Origin of the sequence: Enterococcus sp. 6D12_DIV0197, from assembly GCF_002174385.1 — a bacterium.
In the GTDB taxonomy this organism is placed as follows: domain Bacteria; phylum Bacillota; class Bacilli; order Lactobacillales; family Enterococcaceae; genus Enterococcus_D; species Enterococcus_D casseliflavus.
Genome location: NZ_NIBN01000001.1, coordinates 2,680,246 through 2,698,799, shown reverse-complemented (window position 1 = coordinate 2,698,799; position 18,554 = coordinate 2,680,246). Strand labels below are relative to the sequence as shown.

Sequence of the window (18,554 nt, the reverse complement as noted above, 5' to 3'; positions counted from 1 at the left end):
TGCAGGAATAGGTGCTATACTTTGTCTTGTAACAATCAAGCAGATCAAAAAAGGTGGCAGACAAAAATTTATGACAGAAAAATGGCAAGAAGATAGCGAATATATGTCTTACGTGGCTGACCTGTTAGAAACAGAAGCTGTAAAAAAATTAGCCAATTTTGTGCAGCATATGAACTCCACACGTTTGGAACATTCGATCAGCGTCTCTTATTATAGTTACAAATTGGCCAAGAAATGGGGCGGCGATGCTCGTGCAACAGCTCGTGCAGGACTCCTTCATGATTTATTTTATTACGATTGGCGTACTACAAAGTTTGACGAAGGTACCCATGCGTACATGCATCCACGAATCGCAGTAAAAAATGCCGAAAAAATCACTGAACTTAGTGATCTTGAAAAAGATATCATCTTGAAACATATGTGGGGAGCAACGATTGCACCGCCACGCTATAAAGAAAGCTATATCGTCACGATGGTGGACAAATATTGTGCGATCAAAGAAGCATCAGAACCCCTTACAGACAGCATGAAAGAAAAATGGCAACAACGCTTCTGGAAGAAACATCGCACGATTCAATAAGAAAAAAGTTCTTCGAACCAACTGGTTCAAAGAACTTTTTTTGTTTGTTTAGCCAAAAATAAGTTGGAGGATCGCTGCTCCTGCATAGAGAATCAGTAAGGTGATCAATACCGTTAAATGTCGTCTTTTGTGCATAAAAAGGATTGCCACAAATTCTCTTAAAAAGGCATTCGGTAAATAGTAAAAGGCAGTAGGTGCTCCGATGCCATCCGCTTTAAGTTGGGCTTGATCTGCATAGAGACCAGCACGAAAAATATGGTAATTGTTTGAGGCAAAGATTGCTTTGTAGCCGTTTGGCTTAAGCGAATCCATGATTTCTTTCGAAAATTTCATGTTTTCATAAGTAGTCGTGGAATTTGTTTCCACTAAAATCTCACCTTCTGGTACGCCTTGGGCAATCGCATATTCTTTCATAGCAACAGCTTCCGGCAGCTGCTCATCGCTTCCTTGTCCGCCTGACATCAGTAATCGAGGCGCGGTTTTTTTCGCTTTAAATTGCGATTCGTAGAACGAGATCGCTGTATTGATGCGTTTTGCCAATAAAGGGGAGACCGTGGTGCCATTCAAAAGGCCTGCACCTAAGACGATGATAAAGTCCTGATTATAGCGAGGATGGTTGAACTGATAAATGACTGAAATGGATAAAAAGTTCAAAAAGACTACAAACAGATACAAAAGACTTAGGGGAACAATGCCGAATAAGGTTCGGATCCAATCTGGGAAAAAGTGCAAAAGGGTATCTGAAAATAGTAAAACGGTCAAAACCACCGCTAAGATCAGGGTTAACAAATTGGCGATCGATCGCGATTCTCTTCGTAGTACGATAATGGAATTCCAGTAAAGAAAGACCACGAGTGTTGCCAAACCGAATAATAGTACAGCAACGAAGATTGCCAGTAATACAGCGAGTAAACCACCTACGAGTATGTCTTGGGTTCGGTATAAATTAATGACTAAGTAGCCACCAAAAGCCAGCACGAACAAATTAAAAAGCAAGCCATTTACAAGTTGGTGCTTGTTGCGCCGATAAGAAAATAAAAAAAGGCCGGCGAAGGCGACGGGTATCAGAATAAAGAAACTACCTGTCCGTAATTCTGAGACAGCTAAATAAATTAGCAGGGCTAGAATCGTCCAACAACATTCAAAAAAGAAAATATCCGGATCATCTTTTTTCTTGCGCCATTTTTGAACGACGATCACGCCCGACACATAGCTGATGGCAAAAATCAGCAATTGCGTAAAATCCATGTTTTTCACTCCTTTAACGATACACTTAGTATACCGAAAAATGGCAGAAATTGCTTGTTGCTAAGGTCAAAGTTGCTGAATTTCTTGCAATTCGCTAAAATGAAGGAAAGAAGGAGGAAGGAACATGCAATTAGGTGAAGTGATTCGCGTCGAACGACCCGCTTTTTATGTGATTGGAAAAGAGGGCAAGGGATTAGCAGAAGAAGGTGCTTCTTGGGTACCAGCGCTTTGGGAACTTGCAACAAAGGATTTTGAAGAGATCGAATTTCTCGTAAGTGATCAAAAGGCAGAAGAACTGGAATTTTGGGGCTTGATGAGTGATGGCACCAATTGGTTAGAGCCTTGGCAAGAAACCGGTCGCTACTTGGCAGGCGTTCAAGTCCAGACAGAAAATTTTCCTCCTGTCGGTTGGGTCCGTTGGGAAATTCCCGCAATGACCTATCTCGTTGTAAAAACGGATGAAAAAAACTTAACGATGATGACTGAAAAAATGCTGATGGACGTTTTACCAGAAAACAACGTCCAGTTGTCAGCAGCCATCCAAGAAAGGTATCTTCCTCATTTTAAGGAGGGGGAAGTTGAATTGTTTTTCCCTGTAGAACCATTGGCAACAGCAACGGTGGAAACAGTAGAATAAAAAAAATCTGTCCGAGAAGCAGTCTTTGCTTCGGACAGATTTTTTCGTTTAGGTTAAAAAAGATTACTGAAAAAGTTGGACACGCCGCGCCAAGCACGAACAAAGATGTTGGCTTTTTCCACTGTTTGTGTTGTGATCAATCCTGCAGTCTCGTCATGATCGGAATCATCAATATAACCAAGCGTATCAGCTGGAATCGAAGCACTTACGGTACCAACTTCTGTGCCCTCAGTCAATGGCGCTTGCAGGGCAGAATCACGATAATGCTCATTAAAGTCAATGGTTGTTTCAAAGGCGGTGGCATCCATATCTCCACGTACCCATAAGGTCAAACCTTGATTTAAGGCAACGGGCACACTCAATTCTTTCCCATCTTTGACTGCAACCGTCTGGGTATCTTCTAGTTGCGCATTTTCTGGTAAAATCTCTACTTGTTCCCAAGCGTCAAACGAGTAATCCATCAAACGGCCTGTTTCAATAAAACGAACACTAGGATTTTCTGCATGACCATTGACGTTTAGCACCACGGTGATGATTCGTTGGCCATCTTTAACGGCGGTTCCGACAAAGCAGGCGCCTGCCATATCTGTCGTACCAGTCTTCAGACCGTCGACACCATCTTTCGTATTCGTAAAACCTGGAAGCATCCAGTTCCAATTGACCATCTCGACAGGCGAGTAGGAACCTTCACCAAATTGTTTCGTTGAAAGGCTGGTTACTTCCAAAACATCTGGAAAGTCTTCTAACAAATGACGGGCAATCAATGCCACATCTTTTGCGGATAGTTCGTTTTCATCAGTTGAAGTTGATCCTGGGTAAATATTTTCCCCAAGATAAGCATTGTTCAAGCCAGAAGCATTGACGATTTTTGCATCGGTGATGCCCCATGATTGCACTTTTTCTTGCATTAAATCCACAAAGGCACTTTCAGACCCAGCAATCAGCTCCGCGAGCGCGACGATTGCAGCATTTGCAGATTGGATATAACTGGCATCATACAAATCTTTTACTGTATAGGTAACGTCTTGATGCAAAGGGACATTTGATAAGTTAGGGGACACGCTGAGATTAGCGGCATAATCGGAAATCGGCACAGGATCATCCCAAGCGATCGTTCCTTGTTCTACTTGCTCAGCGACAAGGTAGAGGCTGATGATCTTGGTGATGGAGGCAATACCCATGGCTGTCTCGCCATCTTGATCATACAACACTTTCCCTGTGTCAAAATCAATGGAGTAGGCGGCTTTGGCGTCAATCGAAAAATCTTGGATCTCTTCGATGCTCATTGCTGTATCATCAGCATATGAAACGAGGGGGATGCCGACAGCAGCAAAGAGGATTGCCAAAGCAGCAACGAAGGAATACCCGAACTTGGTTATTTTCTGCATATATGTAGTAGCTCCTTTTAAGTTGTATCTAAGCAAAAATTTTAACAAAGAGTATCCGCTGTTGCAATACTCTAAGAGAAAACTTAGCATTTAATTGCGAGAAGACCGCTCAAAGGGGGAATGGGCGTTGGTAAACCATTTCAACCTAGAAGACCTAAGGGCAAAAGACAGCAAAAAAAACTTGCCTTTCTATTTAATAAAGAAGACAAGTTTTTCTGAATTGACATCGGGTCAAACGATTTCACTTAGCGACGATTGGAATGGATTCTCGGGTTTTGGTTTTGGGCTCTGACGGGAACTTTCACTGCTCTCGTTTCTTGTTGCATGGCCAATTTTGCTAAAATGAATGTCCCAGCTAGTAACGCAGCTAAAGCAAAGACGGAAAAGAGTGAAATAAAGGTCGTTAACATAAAAATCCCTTCTTTCTGTTTAAAATAAATGTGGAAGGTAGGAATCGAACCTACACCTTAATCTATGAACGATCAAACATCACTCAACGGAACACCTTGTTCAACCACTTGTTAAGTTAATGATAGCATGGATTGCCAGGAAATGCTGATAAAAAGTCTGAGAATTGACCGAAGAAAATGTGAAGAAAACATGAACTCGATCTTCTCATGTCCCTTAGGCGATTTTTGTCAAAGAATAGTGGCAATCTTCTGCTTCATCATATAAAGTAATAACGGAGCCTTTTTGTTCCAGAACTAAATGATAGCCAAATGTGTCCAGTAACACTAATCGCATCGGAGTCAGTTCAACAATGGAAACAGGCAACGGTTTGCCTTCGATGGTCAATGAATAATCATTGGCAATTTCTAAAATGACATCTTCTTTTGTCTTTGAAGTAAAACGCCAATTTCCAATGAAATTTTGGCGGTTTTCATTTTTTTGTTTTTCCTTTCGCAACAGCAAGGAGCTGACCACGCCCGTTGCTAGAGATAAACCAATCAATAGAGACCTTTTCTTCATTTATACACGTCCTATCACTTACGATTCATCTAGTTGCACCTTGTGAACAAGATGCCCGCTTCTGCACACTAGAAAATAATTGCCATAAGTATACCATGAGAAGGTAAAAAAGCATGGTACTTTAGTTTGAAGTTTAGAAGTTTTTATCAAAATATGCTATGATTCAAAAGAGCAGGTGAGAAAATGAATTATCCGAATACCCTCTTAGCCACGTTTCTCGTTCGCGACAACCGATTCATTGCCCGATGTCTAGTCGATGGGCAAGAAGTGATCGTCCATGTGAAAAATACGGGACGAGGAAAAGAACTATTGCACAAAGGGGCACTCGTGACCCTCCAATATTGGGACAATCCGAAACGTAAAACCAATTACGATTTGATCTCAGTCAAGAAAGAAGACCAATGGATCAATATTGATAGTCAAGTACCCAATCGGTTAGGCTATGAAGGCCTTTTGGATGGCACGATCCAGTTGCCAAATATCAAAGGGAAAATTGCCCTCTTGCGGCGTGAAGTCGTCTATGGGATGTCTAAGTTTGATCTTTATTTTGAAACAGACGAACAAGAAAAAGGGTTTATAGAAATTAAAGGGATGACACTTGAAAACAAGCAAATCGGCGCTTTCCCAGATGCGCCAACGATTCGCGGCTTGAAACACGTCAATGAATTGATCCATGCCAAAGAAGCAGGCTATTATGCGGCGGTTTTGTTCATGATCCAATTTGAAGTGGTGCAAAGCGCCACGATCCATCGACAGATGCAGCCGGATCTGGCCGATAAGATCGCTGAAGCGCAAAGCAAAGGTGTCGAAGTGTTTGCTTATAATTGCCAGGTAAACCAAGGGATGATCGCGGTCAAAGAACCGATCCCTTTTGATTTGAACGTCGAATTTGACGACCCCAATCTATAGAAGAAAGAAGGAAAACACATGATTCATTTAGGGATTATCGGCACAAATTGGATCACCGATCAATTTGTACAAGCAGCCCACGAAACCAAACGGTATCAATTGGTAGCCGTATACTCAAGGAAATTAGCCACAGCGCAACGCTTTGGGGAAAAATACGGGGACATCGAATATGCGACCGATTTGGCCACTTTTTTTGGCTTAGCTCATATGGACACGGTCTATATCGCTTCTCCGAACAGTTTGCACTTTGAACAAGCCAAGCAAGGTATTTTGGCAGGAAAAAATGTCATTGTGGAAAAGCCAGCCTTTTCAACGCCTGAGGAAATGGCGGAGATCATTGACCTAGCAAACCAACAACAGGTTTTATTCTTTGAAGCAGCTCGCAACATTCATGAAGCGAGTTTTTCAACCGTAGCCGAATTCTTACCGACACGCGGTGCCATTCTTGGGGCGAACTTTTCTTATATGAAATACTCGTCTCGTTATGACGCTGTACTAGCTGGGGAGGAACCAAATATCTTTTCTCCACATTTTTCTGGCGGAGCTTTAGCCGACTTGGGTGTGTATCCAGTATATGCGGCGGTCGCTTGGTTTGGTAAACCGCAGGACGTTCATTATTTTGCGCGCAAATTACCGACCGGTGTAGATGGTATCGGGACTGCTGTGCTACGCTATGCTGATTTTGATGTCACGATCCAAACAGGCAAAATCGCTGATTCAGAGTTACGATCAGAAATTTATTTTGAAGACGGGACATTAGATTTGAATGCCGTCAATGCTATTGAAGAAGCAGCATTTTATGAACGCCAAACAAAACAAACGCATCCATTAGCAGTCGCTGCTTTAGACAATCCGATGATCGAAGAAGCGCAAGACTTTGCAGACATCATTGAAAACAAAGATGATCCTAAACAAGGACAACGCTATGAGGAATGGGTGGAACTTGCCCGCAGTGTCAATGAAACCGTCTCTTTGATGCGTAAGCAGGCCGACATCATTTTTGATGCAGATAAAAAATAAGGAATGGAACATTTATGACAGTATTTGAATTGACACAATTGCCAGACGTCTGGCAGGAAAAATGGCAAGCGGCAGGATATCACGCACCGTCCTTGATCCAAGAAAAAACCTTTGGTCCTTTAAAAGACGGCGCGTCTGTCATAGGAATCTCACCGACCGGTTCAGGTAAAACTTTGGCGTATCTCTTGCCATTGTTAACGAAGGTTGAAAAAAAGCAAGGCAATCAGCTGTTGATTTTGACTTCTTCACAAGAATTAGCGATGCAAGTCACAGAAGTAGCAAGGGAATGGGCCCAAGCCATTGGTTTGACCGTTCTGCCGCTAATTGGCGGCGCAAGTACAAAACGCCAAGTGGAAAAACTAAAAGACAAACCCGAGGTCTTGATCGGTACCCCAGGCCGTGTGTTAGAGTTGATCAAAGCCAAAAAAATCAAGACCCAGCAGCTGCAATCGTTGGTATTGGATGAGGTTGATCAATTATTGAAAGAGGGTGCCTTCACCCTGGCAGCCAAGATCAATCAAACATTACCAAAACAAATCCAGCGTAGTTTCTTTTCAGCAACCGCGAACGAAGTGATCGATGAGATTCGACCATTCGTGTCAAAAGAGCCGCTGATCGTTGATGTTACCCAAGAAGATCAGAGCAAAGGCGTCATCCATCATTACTATTTGAACTATCCGCAACGACGAATCGTGGATGCTTTAAGACGCTTTGCTCATTTACCAAACTTTCAAGCCTTGGTTTTCTTCAATGAATTAAGCACAATGGGGAATGCGGAAGAAAAGCTATTGTTTCATGGCTTGCCGGTGGCATCTTTGGCATCTGATCAAAACAAACTTGCACGAAAAGGTGCATTAGAGAGCTTTCGTCAAGGAAAACTAGTGGAACTATTGACGACCGATGTCGCCTCTCGCGGCTTAGATGTCGTGGATCTGCCTTACGTGATCAATACAGAAGTCCCTTTAGAAAAAGAATCCTATTTACACCGCGCAGGACGCGTTGGAAGAATGGGCAAAGAAGGAACTGTCGTTACGATCGTTCAAGACCATTCGTTGAAGGATTTGAAAAAAATCGCAAATCAGTTGTCCATAGAACTCAAGGAAGTCTATCTGCATGGGGGACAGTTACACACAGAAGCACCTGTTGTCGAAAAAGAAAGCAAGAAAGAAATGAAAACAACAAGTGTGCAGAAAATTTCCAAGAAAACACCAGAAAATTTACACACTCCTGTTAAAAAGAGCAAGAAAAAGACGAAAAAGCAAAAAGACAAAGGAAAAAGACGCCATTGAGCGTCTTTTTGTGTTACCATTAACGTTGTTTATTATTAGTGTGTAAAAAAATGAGGAGGCTATCGAATGAATTCGCGAAAAGAAGAGATTTTTCAAACGATCGAACTGCATAAGCAAGGGTTGACCGCAGTTGATGTCGCTAAAATCTTACAAATCGATCGCAGCAATGCAAGCCGTTATCTCAGTGAGCTTTATAAAGAAAAGAAAATCGGCAAACGTTCCGGCCGTCCGGTTGTTTATGAGCCTTTAGAAGAAACGGTCCATGTGGATGTTTCCTCTGAAGTTAGTTTTGAAAGTCTGGTTGGAGTCCAAGCTTCCTTGAAAGTAAGTATCCAGCAAGCCAAAGCGGCGATCTTATATCCACCTAGAGGACTCCATACCATTATTTTTGGTGAGACAGGTACCGGTAAATCCTTATTTGCCGAATGTATGTATCACTTTGCGGTTGAATCAAATATGTTAGAAAAAGATGCCCCATTCGTATCCTTTAACTGTGCGGATTATGCACAAAATCCGCAATTGTTGTTTGGTCACATCTTTGGCATCAAAAAAGGCGCCTACACAGGTGCTGCAGAAGATAGTCCAGGACTTATGGCAAAAGCCGATGGCGGCATCCTGTTCTTAGATGAGATCCATCGACTGCCGCCAGAAGGCCAAGAAATGCTCTTTACCTTCATTGATAAAGGGATCTACCGTCCATTAGGGGAAAGTAATCAAGTTCATGAAGCCGCCGTGCAGATCATCGGTGCCACCACGGAATCATCAGAAACCTTTTTAACGACCTTCAATCGGCGAATTCCCATGGCTATTACTTTGCCAAATGTGGAAAGTCGTTCCTTAGATGAACGGTATGAAATCATTTCGTTGTTTATCAAGCAAGAGGCGACCCGTCTAAATCAACGAATCGATGTCGAACGAGATGCGATATTGGCCTTTATGCTCTATGATGCAGAAGGCAACATTGGTCAAATCAAGCGCGACCTTAAACTCGTCTGTGCCAAAGCATTTTTGCATTATCGAACCTATGGAAAAAAACACTTGCTGATACGAAAAGGCGACTGCTCCTTGCAAGTTCAAAAAGGCTTGTTGAAGATCAAAGAAATGTCGGAACGCTTGGATCGGTTTTTAGATGGCAAAGGCGACTTTCTAAGTTTTGAACCTGGCGACCCAGATGTCGTCTGGTCTCGTGATCCACAACGGAATATGCAAGTGTATAATGAGATCGAAGAAAAAGTCAGCTCACTGATTGAAACGGGTGTAGCCAATGTCGATCTAGAAAATTTGATCTCCAAAGATGTCGATGCGTACTTTGAAAAGTATGTCGAAGAATTGATCCAAAATCCCGTTCATAAAGAACTGATTCCAGAAGACATCTGGAAGCTGACAAATGTTCTTTATGATCTAGCTGGGCAAAGATTGTCTCGAACCTATAGTGAAAAAGCCCGCTTTGCCTTTGCACTGCATTTGCAAAGTACACTGGAACGTGTCAAGGAAGGACATATGATCGTTCATCCAGATTTGAATACAGTCAGAAAAAACTTGAAATCCGAGTTCCAAGTGGCAATGGATCTATCGACCATTATCGAAGAAGAACGACATGTCGAGATCCCCTTCGATGAGATCGGCTTTATCAGTATGTTTTTAGCGATTCAAGTCAAGCAACCTTCGCCGCTGCCCCTTGAAAAAGTCGAGATCATTGTCTTGATGCACGGCAAGGCGACTGCCAGCAGTATGTTGGAAACGGCACAAGAGCTGCTGGAAACCTATCACGGCAAAGCGATGAATATGTCTTTGGATATGGAAGTCGGTCAAATGTATGAGCAGCTATTGAACTATGTCACTGACAATAAGGAAAAGATGAGCAACGGCTTATTGCTTTTAACTGATATGGGTTCCCTCAATTCATTTGCGAATTTGATTTCTGAAGAGACCGGGATTCGTACGAAAGCCATCTCGATGGTCAGTACGATGATCGTCTTAGAGGCTTTGCGAATGGCGGAAAGTGGCCGAAGTTTAGAAGACATTTATCAAAACATTCAGCGTTCTTTTGAAACCATCGTGCAAGAACAGTTCCGCACAGTTCGCGAAGCGAAGGGGAATAAAAAGGCAGTCATCGTCACTTGCTTTACTGGAGAAGGTGTCGCTGCCAAACTTTATCAACGAATTTATCCCGTCGTTGATCAATCAAAAGTCGAGATCATTCAAATGCAGTTTATTGAAAAAGAAACCTTCAAGAAACATATTGATGGCTTGCTAGAAGAATATGAGATCAAAGCCATTGCGGGCACCGTCGAGATCGATTATCAAAATATCCCGTTCTTTTCCGCCTATGATGTCTTTGATGACAATCGGTTGAATGTACTGAAGCGGATCGTTTCAGATGAAGTGCCGATTGAAAAAATCGTACGTTCATTAGAAAATACTTTAACGCATGTGGGGTCCGTCTATCATCTGATCGAAAGTCTGCAGCGAATCGTTCATCAAATTCAAAATCAATTGCATGTGATTGTTGAACCTACCGTTGACGCCGGCATAGTGATTCATTTAGCCTTTCTAGTGGAAAGTTTATTGAAGAAGGAACATTCCCGTACCTTCCCCAATTTGGCGGCCTTCCAAAAACGCTATCGTATCGAAACAGATGTGTTGCGAACTCATTTATTGCAGATAGAGAAAAACTATCAAATCAAAATCTCTGAAGATGAGATCGCCTATTTAACACAAATGTTTTTAGAAAATGAAATAAAAAGTTATGATGAATCCGCACACAATATTAGTGTGTAATGATAAATCCGCAAGTGTGCAAAAGAAAAATTGGTTCAGACCATTGATATATAAAGGTCTGAACTTATTTTTTTTTGGCACGCTTTTTGCTTTATAGTAAAGTGTAACTTACAACAGAAAGGAGCGGATACGCGATGGCGAAAAAAACGATTATGCTTGTTTGTTCAGCAGGAATGAGTACCAGTCTATTGGTGACGAAAATGCAAAAAGCAGCCGAAGCAAAAGGAATGGAAGCGGATATCTTTGCTGTTTCAGCTTCAGAAGCCGACCAACATTTGGAGTCGAAACCAGTCGATGTTCTTTTATTAGGACCACAAGTACGATTCATGAAATCACAATTTGAACAAAAACTAGCACCAAAAGGCATTCCTTTGGACGTGATCAACATGGCAGACTATGGCATGATGAACGGCGAAAAAGTATTGCAACAAGCAGAAACATTAATGAACTAAGATTTTTAGGATCGAAGTGTAAGGAGGATTTTTAAAGATGGATGAGCAAAATTTGGAAGCCATTATGGGATTGATCATGTATGGTGGTAATGCAAAAAGTGACGCAATGGAAGCAATCGCGGCAGCAAAAGAAGGGGACTTCGAATTAGCTGACCAAAAAATCAAAGATGCTGAAGCATCTCTTGTGGAAGCGCATCATTCGCAAACAGGATTATTGACACAAGAAGCGCAAGGCAATCATATGACCGTGACATTGTTGACAGTGCATTCACAAGATCACCTAATGACGTCAATCGCATTTACCGATTTAGCGAAAGAAATCATTGATGTCTATCGACGTCTAAATAACGAATAATCTTTGAACGGATAGAAGTAGTTATTGTCGATGAATCAAAAAATCTTCTTTGACGAATAGAACTTATAGGAGGAATTAAGAATGGATGGATTAACAAGTTGGATGGAGAAGTACATTCTCCCTGTAGCTGCAAAAATTGGAGCCCAGAAGCACTTAGTTGCATTACGTGATGCCTTTATTGGAACAATGCCCGCTACTATGGCTGGTTCGATCGCAGTAATGATCAACGCGATCATTCGTGACTTACCACCGCAATTCTGGCCGAGTTATGATGCCAGTACCATTCCAGTTATTCGTGAAATTATTAGTATCAATGGCTTCGTATGGAATGGTACATTGGCTGTTGCTGGTTTAGTATTTGCCTTTTCTTGGGGATATAATCTGGCTCGTGCTTATCGAGTGAATGATCTCGCAGGTGGGATCGTTGGGGTAGCGACACTGATTCAAGGGATTGCTTTTTCATACAGCACTTCTGTGGCGACAGCTGTTCCAACAGCTTTGATGGATGAAATCAATGCTGGGTCAGCAACTTCCGGATGGTCTGCAACAGCAGATGCAATTACAGCAGGTGGATGGGGTTGGTTGAAACTCGATCATCTAAACGGAAACGCTTATTTTACCGTAATGATCATGGGGGCTATTTCAGTTATTATTTTCTGTAAATTGATGTTAGCTGATATCACTATCAAAATGCCTGATTCAGTACCGCCAGCAGTATCGAAAGCGTTCGCTGCGATTTTGCCAGCAACAATCGCCTTATATGTCATTGCTATTATTAACTTTATTGTCGGTAAACTAACTGATGGACAATTAATTATTGATCTTGTCCAAAAATATATTGCAGAACCATTCCTGGGCTTGTCTCAAGGACTTGGCGCAGTTTTGATCGTAACTGTTTTTGTTCAAATTTTCTGGTTCTTCGGAATCCATGGTCCAAACGTACTGGCTCCAGTTTTAGAAGGTATCTGGGGACAAGCGCAGTTGATCAATATCGATATCTTCCAAAAAGGATATGAAGGACAAACTGGGACAAACGCGGTCCTTGCCGCAATCGAAGACGGCAAGGCATATATGTGGGTGCGCGGATCCTTTGACTCATTTGCTTGGTTTGGCGGTTCAGGTGGTACAATTGTATTGCTGATTGCTATTTTGATCCTATCAAAACGTGCGGATTATCTAACTGTTGCAAAATTGTCAATCGGACCTGGTGTATTCAACATCAATGAACCGGTAATGTTCGGTCTGCCAATCGTATTGAATGCGATCATGTTTATTCCGTTCATTATTGCTCCGCTAGTAGCCACTTCAATCGGCTGGTTAGCAACGTACTTTGGTTTAGTAGCACCTGTTTCACAACAAGTAACGTGGGTCGTTCCACCAATGTTGCTATCATTCTTGGCAACAGGAGCTGACTGGCGTGCCCCAATCGTAACGTTGGTATGTATGGTCGTTACATTCTTCATTTGGGCACCATTCGTTATTTCAGCAAATAAAATTGATCCAAAACTAGGCGAATAGACCTGTAGATTGTGAGGAACTGCTATGGCTTCGCTTGAAGTAAAGCAGCTCCTCCTTTTATTATTGATTATTTAGGAGGAAAAGAATATGATTTCAATAGCAAGTGCAATGCAGCAAGATGCCATCAAAGAATTACTTGAAGGATATAACGAAGATGGAATTTCTTTTACATTTAAAGAAAAACAAGGGATTAAACTTATTTTTACTACCACAGCTTCCGATTCAGAAGCGGCGGCAAAAAAAGCAAAAGAATTGATCAAAGCACAGCCTTGGGGTTCTGTTTTATACTTTCAAGCAGTTGGTGTTTGAGTAGGTTCTCTGTGGATCAACGAATAGATAGGATGATTGAAAATGATAAAAAACGGCTTGTTTATATGTAGTATCGGTCTACTCGTAGTCCTATACAGTATGAATCCAAGTAATCAGCAGTTAGATATATTCAGTTTTACAACAGGTATTTTCTTGCTTATTTCTGGCAGTCTTTTATTCATGAAAGGAAAGAAGAAAGCCGAAGAGTCAGATAGGAGGAAGTCTTAATGAGAATTGAAAAAGATTTATCGATTCCAGCAAATGTCTTTTACGATCAAATTATGGATTCTGTTATCTTTGACGTACGAAAAGCAACTGGAAAAACACTTTCTAGAAAGCAACTGGCAGGATTTCAATATGTAAAGGAATTTTCTACTACGAGTCGTGCGAAGATAGAGATCGAAGAAATCATTGAAAATCAAGTTTATCAATTCAAAACAGAAACGACGAAAAATGAATTTGTCGCTCGCTATGAAGTAGCGCCGCTTGATGAAAAGAGCAGTAAAGTCATTTATACGGAAACCATGAAATCACATGGCTTCATGCAACAATTGAATGACATGCTCTTAGGCACCATTCTAGGATATTTCAAACGCAAGCAATTTAAAAAAATGTTGAGTATGATGGAAGAAGCATATTAAGGGGTCGACTGACGCCTTTTTTGCGTTTCTTGCGTGTTTTCAAGTAGAGGAGATGAAGGAATGACAGATGTCAAAAAAATGACCGAATTCGGTTCGCAAGAAGTACTGGAATTGGTTTCTTATGCCTTTCAGTGGGAGTTGAATGAAACAAATATCAAGCGCTATCGCAAGCTTGCGGAGAATTCATGGAATTATGGTTCCTACGACGAGGATGGAAAACTAGCGAGCCAAATCATGGCAACTATTTTTGATGTGAATTTTCATGGAACGACTTATCCAATGGCAGGGATCGGTTTTGTGGCTTCTTATCCAGAGTATCGCAGCCAAGGTCGGATCGATCGGATCATGAAACAAATCATTAAAGATTGCTATGAACAAAAAATCGTTCTGTCCTATCTGGCACCTTTCTCCTTTGCGTTTTATCGCAGATATGGGTTTGAATATACCTTTGAACGCACCGTTTATGAAGTTGATGCGCATCAATGGCCCGATGGGAAGAAAGTGAACGGAAGGATTCAACGCATGAATTGGGAGGAAGCACAGCCGATCATTCACGAGATTTATCATCAATTGCCTCGCCATCAAAAAGGTGGGCTGATTCGCCAAGCCTGGTGGGAAGAAATCAAGTTTGTTTTGCGCAGACCGTATACGTTTGCGATTTATCGCAATGAAGCGGGCGTTCCTGAAGGGTATTTGATCTACTTTGTTGAAGGAGGACGCTTTGATATTCAAGAGTGGGGCTATTTGACCGCTGACGCATATCAAGGATTCAATCGGTTTATCGTTTCCCATGCAGATTCAGTAGCGCAGATCCATTATCGACCAGGGTTTGATGGGGAAGTCCTGCAAGTAAATGCAGCCAAACCATTGGCTCACTATCAAGTGCGCCCCGACATGATGGCACGAGTCGTCGATGTGGAAGGGTTTCTAACAAGCTATCCATTTACGTTGAAAAAAGCTGGTCGTTTTGCCATAGAAATTCAAGGGGACGAATATGCCCCATGGAATAATGGGTGTTATGAAGTGACGATCGAAAACGCTCAGCATCATGTCACGAAAACGACCGCCACCCAGCTGCCAAAAGCAACCTTGTCGATTCAGCGTTTTGTACAACTGTTCTTTAAGGCACAATCCCTTGATTCCTTGGTCTTTTTCCAGCAAATGGAAACGGAGAAGGAAGCTGCAGTGATGATTCAGGAAAACTTACCAGACGGAAAGCCGATTCTGGAAGATTATTTCTAAGCAAATCGAGGCAGAGGTATTTGCTTTCCAACAAAAAAAGATTCCTTAAAAATAAGGAATCTTTTTCTTCAAAAAACGTTCCCTGCCGGAATCGAACCAGCAACTAATCCTTAGGAGGGACTTGTTATATCCATTTAACTAAGGGAACACAATAGCTATATTTTACCTGTTATTCGTGTTTCTCGCAAGATGAGAAGGAAAAGAAAGGAAGAAAAACATGGTCAAACGATTGATAAGTGCAAACTATAGTGAAATCAAAGAAATGTCGGCGCAAGAATTGAAACAATCCATTAAAGCGAGCGAAGGACGAGTGATCGTCTGTGAAACGGTGGTTCAAACCATGCCGCAAGCTGGCGACATCACCAACGCAGAAGTCGCGGCAGCTTTTGGGGCTGACTTGATTTTGTTGAATGGCTTTGATTGTTATCGTCCAGCTATTTTTGGGATGCCTGGTATCACATTGGAGCAGCTGCTTGATCCTACACAGCCCATTGAAAATCCGATTCCTCAACTAAAACAACTGATTGGACGACCTGTCGGCATCAATCTTGAGCCGATCCCAGCTACGACGGAAATGATGAGTGAAAAGATCAGCATCAGTCAAGGCCGAACAAGTTCGGTTGACACCATCAAAAAAGCCCAAGAACTCGGGGTGGACTTTCTTTGCTTTACAGGCAATCCTGGAACGGGTGTGACCAACCGAGAAATCGCTAAAGCAGTAAAATTGGCAAAAGAACATTTCTCTGGGTTGATCATCGCTGGAAAAATGCACAGTGCCGGCTCAGATGAACCTGTGGTTGATCGAGAAGCCATCATTTCTTACGCTGAAGCTGGAGCAGATATTTTGTTACTGCCTTCCGTTGGCTCGATTCAAGGCTTTCTAGAAAAGGATCTGATCGACGCTGTTCAAATTGCCAAACAATATGACTTATTGACGATGTCAGCGATCGGAACGAGTCAAGAAAGCGCGCGTCCAGAAACGTTGCGACAATTAGCCGTTATCAACAAAACTTGTGGGGTCGATCTGCAGCATATTGGTGATGCCGGCTATGGCGGCATGGCACCGACCGAAAATATTTTCGAAACATCGGTTGCAATTAGAGGCATGCACCATACGATCAATCGCGTCGGACGTTCAATCAACCGTTAAATCAGAAAAAATTACTAGCGAAGGAAAACGGAGAATCGTTCTGCTTCGCTTTTTGCATTTTTTTCGCTAAGTTAGAAAGAAAGGAGGAAACACAAAATGAAACAAGCATTGATCATTTACGGAGGTTGGGAAGGACACACCCCAAAAGAAACCAGTCAGTTTTACCAAACGTTGCTGGAGTCAGAAGGATATCAGGTGACACTCGCCTCAGATTTTGAACCTCTCTATCATAAAGAAGAATTAAAAAGGCTGGATCTGTTGATCATGAATTGGACGCGAGGAGAATTGCCTGATGAGCCGCTGCAAAATGTCACTCAGGCTGTAGCAGAAGGGTTAGGATTAGCAGGCGTTCATGGCGGCTTTGCCTCGGCTTTTCAAGCCAGTAAAGGCTGGTTGTTTCTGACTGGCGGCTGTTTTTTGGCACATCCTGGTGGATTGGAAACGACCTATAGCATCGATCTTACGACAGATCACTATATTACGGCAAATACTCAATCGATCCCTCAGTTGACGACGGAGCAATACTATTGTCTGGTTGATCCAGCCGTCACTGTGTTAGCTACCTCAACATTTGCCGCTAAAGATCATCCGAATGCAGCTAACCAAGACGTCATACTGCCAATGATGTGGATCAAAAAATGGGGCAAGGGCAGAGTCTTTTTCCAATCCGTTGGACACAGTCTAAAAGAGCTAGAAGAGCCCACCATTCAGACTTGGACCAAACGAGGCTTTCTATGGGCCACCAGAAATACCTTGGCTGATCCGCTGAAAAATAGCCAGTATAGTGAGTAATCAGAAAAACGAATGAAGAAATAAACGCGTGCAATCGTTTTACTTTATGGAAGAAAATAAGCATGGTACACTTTATTTGTATTTGATTAAGCAGGAGGTAATGTGGAATGGGAAAATTTGGAAAAAGTTTTTTATCGCAGGTAATATCTGACGGAATCAAAGGACCATTTGTCACGATCATGCTCAATACGCATGTCGGCCACCAGAATGTCGAAAAGGATCAAATCAAATTTAAGAACTTTGCCAAAGATGCGAAGCGCCGCTTTGAAAAGAAATACCCAGAACATTCTTGGGATCTTTTTCAAACGAAAATTGATGAACTGCTTGCAGATCAATCATTTTGGCGTAACAGTACAACGAGTGTGGCGGTGATTATCACACCAGAAGATGTACTGGTCCATCGGTTAAGTATTCGTGTGGATGATCAATATTATGTAGGGGAAACCCCGTATGTATTAGCTGTCATCAAAAACGCACAATTTAATTACCCATTTTATCTCTTAGCGTTGAATCGCGATTCAATGCAAGTCTATCAAGTTGAAAACAATCAAGTGCGTGAAGTCGAGTTGCCAGAAGAGGCACCGACAACGATCGAAAAAGCGCTGGGGGAAGAAATCACTGGCGGCGGCAACTTTAATTACAGTGCCCAAGGTGGCCCTAACTCAGGGGGAGAAGGCGTCGCTTATCACGGCTTTAGTGCCAAAGATGAAGAAGTCGAGATCGATCACGTCAACTACTACCAAGCAGTTGATGCATTTTTTAAAAATGATTATTCAAACGAAGAGCATTTACCAATGTATCTTTTTGCTTTACCAGAAAATCAAACCCTGTTTAAAAAAGTGGCAAAAACGAACTTTTTCAAAGCAGAACCAAGCATTTCCTCTTCACCAGCATCGTTATCTTTGAAAGAGATCCAAACGTGTACGCAAAAGCTGATTGCGGAGTTGACACAAAAAGAAGTTGGGGAATACGGCAAGCTGTTGGATCGGAAATTTATTGACCAATTGGTTGATATCGTACCTGCAGCTAAAGAAGGCAGGATCGCCAATCTGTTTGTAGCGACTTCCAATCTCGCCGATGGGTTTGGAGAAGATCCTGACACGGAATACGATCGTCGCCAAGTGTTAAATACGCTGGCAATCGATGTTTTAGAAAATGGCGGCGAGGTATCTATTTTGGAACAAAAAGATGCCCCAGGAGAAAAAAGTTTGACTGCGATTTTGCGCTACTAAACGCAGTTGCGTCCTTCGTAAATAAATCGTTTCCAAAAAAGA

Annotated in this window: 20 protein-coding genes and 1 tRNA gene; 16 read left to right on the top strand and 5 right to left on the bottom strand. The window is 42.1% G+C overall.

What is annotated here, in order from left to right; translation table 11 throughout:
- The first annotated feature begins 70 nt into the window (after window positions 1-70).
- Entirely contained in the window at window positions 71-580 is a 510-nt protein-coding gene (locus A5867_RS12520; RefSeq protein WP_005229452.1) for an HD domain-containing protein, read from the top strand.
- Window positions 581-628: 48 nt separating this feature from the next.
- On the opposite strand, the gene A5867_RS12515 is transcribed toward A5867_RS12520, so the two are convergent.
- Window positions 629-1,828 carry a YdcF family protein gene (locus A5867_RS12515; RefSeq protein WP_016610745.1) on the bottom strand — a complete coding sequence of 400 codons (1,200 nt, stop codon included), beginning with the start codon at window positions 1,826-1,828 and terminating at the stop codon, window positions 629-631.
- Between the two features lie 124 nt (window positions 1,829-1,952).
- On the opposite strand from A5867_RS12515, the gene A5867_RS12510 reads away from it, so the two are divergent.
- Complete coding sequence (locus A5867_RS12510) at window positions 1,953-2,465, top strand: GyrI-like domain-containing protein (RefSeq protein ID WP_087627746.1); 513 nt, start codon at window positions 1,953-1,955, stop codon at window positions 2,463-2,465.
- Window positions 2,466-2,518: 53 nt separating this feature from the next.
- Here A5867_RS12510 and A5867_RS12505 read toward each other — a convergent pair whose 3' ends face one another.
- The 3 genes from A5867_RS12505 to A5867_RS12500 form a co-directional block, all read right to left on the bottom strand.
- Window positions 2,519-3,853, bottom strand: a complete 1,335-nt coding sequence (locus A5867_RS12505; protein ID WP_087627745.1) for a serine hydrolase — start codon at window positions 3,851-3,853, stop codon at window positions 2,519-2,521.
- Window positions 3,854-4,098: 245 nt separating this feature from the next.
- A complete protein-coding gene (locus A5867_RS17990; RefSeq protein WP_170927536.1) occupies window positions 4,099-4,263 on the bottom strand; it encodes a hypothetical protein in 165 nt (54 codons plus the stop codon).
- A 214-nt stretch (window positions 4,264-4,477) separates the two neighbouring features.
- Window positions 4,478-4,822 (bottom strand): DUF4828 domain-containing protein, encoded by a 345-nt coding sequence (locus A5867_RS12500; RefSeq protein ID WP_016610747.1) that lies wholly within the window; start codon window positions 4,820-4,822, stop codon window positions 4,478-4,480.
- 183 nt (window positions 4,823-5,005) lie between these two features.
- Between A5867_RS12500 and sfsA the strand changes: the two genes are divergently transcribed.
- The 11 genes from sfsA to A5867_RS12445 all read left to right on the top strand — a co-directional run bounded on the left by sfsA (window position 5,006) and on the right by A5867_RS12445 (window position 15,338).
- Window positions 5,006-5,731 carry a DNA/RNA nuclease SfsA gene (gene sfsA, locus A5867_RS12495; protein WP_060792906.1) on the top strand — a complete coding sequence of 242 codons (726 nt, stop codon included), beginning with the start codon at window positions 5,006-5,008 and terminating at the stop codon, window positions 5,729-5,731.
- Between the two features lie 18 nt (window positions 5,732-5,749).
- Entirely contained in the window at window positions 5,750-6,751 is a 1,002-nt protein-coding gene (locus tag A5867_RS12490; protein WP_081116266.1) for a Gfo/Idh/MocA family oxidoreductase, read from the top strand.
- A gap of 14 nt (window positions 6,752-6,765) precedes the next feature.
- A complete protein-coding gene (locus A5867_RS12485; RefSeq protein ID WP_087627744.1) occupies window positions 6,766-8,040 on the top strand; it encodes a DEAD/DEAH box helicase in 1,275 nt (424 codons plus the stop codon).
- A 66-nt stretch (window positions 8,041-8,106) separates the two neighbouring features.
- Complete coding sequence (locus tag A5867_RS12480) at window positions 8,107-10,821, top strand: sigma-54-dependent transcriptional regulator (protein ID WP_087627743.1); 2,715 nt, start codon at window positions 8,107-8,109, stop codon at window positions 10,819-10,821.
- Between the two features lie 134 nt (window positions 10,822-10,955).
- Window positions 10,956-11,273 (top strand): PTS sugar transporter subunit IIB, encoded by a 318-nt coding sequence (locus tag A5867_RS12475; RefSeq protein WP_005229471.1) that lies wholly within the window; start codon window positions 10,956-10,958, stop codon window positions 11,271-11,273.
- Window positions 11,274-11,310: 37 nt separating this feature from the next.
- Window positions 11,311-11,628: a PTS lactose/cellobiose transporter subunit IIA gene (locus A5867_RS12470; protein WP_005229473.1), complete on the top strand. Its 318-nt coding sequence runs from the start codon at window positions 11,311-11,313 to the stop codon at window positions 11,626-11,628.
- A gap of 81 nt (window positions 11,629-11,709) precedes the next feature.
- A complete protein-coding gene (locus A5867_RS12465; protein WP_010749334.1) occupies window positions 11,710-13,146 on the top strand; it encodes a PTS sugar transporter subunit IIC in 1,437 nt (478 codons plus the stop codon).
- A gap of 87 nt (window positions 13,147-13,233) precedes the next feature.
- Entirely contained in the window at window positions 13,234-13,455 is a 222-nt protein-coding gene (locus A5867_RS12460; protein WP_010749335.1) for a hypothetical protein, read from the top strand.
- 42 nt (window positions 13,456-13,497) lie between these two features.
- The gene (locus tag A5867_RS12455) at window positions 13,498-13,683 is read left to right on the top strand and encodes a DUF3188 domain-containing protein (protein ID WP_010749336.1); all 186 of its coding nucleotides are present in this window, start codon (window positions 13,498-13,500) and stop codon (window positions 13,681-13,683) included.
- Window positions 13,683-14,096 carry a DUF3284 domain-containing protein gene (locus A5867_RS12450; protein ID WP_015510041.1) on the top strand — a complete coding sequence of 138 codons (414 nt, stop codon included), beginning with the start codon at window positions 13,683-13,685 and terminating at the stop codon, window positions 14,094-14,096. The genes A5867_RS12455 and A5867_RS12450 overlap by 1 nt, the downstream gene beginning before the upstream one ends.
- 60 nt (window positions 14,097-14,156) lie before the next feature.
- A complete protein-coding gene (locus A5867_RS12445) occupies window positions 14,157-15,338 on the top strand; it encodes a GNAT family N-acetyltransferase (RefSeq protein WP_087627742.1) in 1,182 nt (393 codons plus the stop codon).
- 76 nt (window positions 15,339-15,414) lie between these two features.
- Here the strand turns inward: A5867_RS12445 and A5867_RS12440 are convergent.
- Window positions 15,415-15,486: transfer RNA gene (locus A5867_RS12440), tRNA-Arg, on the bottom strand.
- 69 nt (window positions 15,487-15,555) lie between these two features.
- Here A5867_RS12440 and A5867_RS12435 point away from each other — a divergent pair.
- The 3 genes from A5867_RS12435 (at window position 15,556) to A5867_RS12425 (ending at window position 18,512) form a co-directional block, all read left to right on the top strand.
- Entirely contained in the window at window positions 15,556-16,488 is a 933-nt protein-coding gene (locus tag A5867_RS12435; RefSeq protein ID WP_087627741.1) for a PEP phosphonomutase, read from the top strand.
- Between the two features lie 96 nt (window positions 16,489-16,584).
- Window positions 16,585-17,280, top strand: coding sequence for a ThuA domain-containing protein (locus tag A5867_RS12430; protein ID WP_087627740.1), 696 nt, complete (start codon window positions 16,585-16,587; stop codon window positions 17,278-17,280).
- Window positions 17,281-17,387: 107 nt separating this feature from the next.
- Window positions 17,388-18,512 carry a hypothetical protein gene (locus A5867_RS12425; RefSeq protein WP_087627739.1) on the top strand — a complete coding sequence of 375 codons (1,125 nt, stop codon included), beginning with the start codon at window positions 17,388-17,390 and terminating at the stop codon, window positions 18,510-18,512.
- Window positions 18,513-18,554 lie beyond the last annotated feature (42 nt).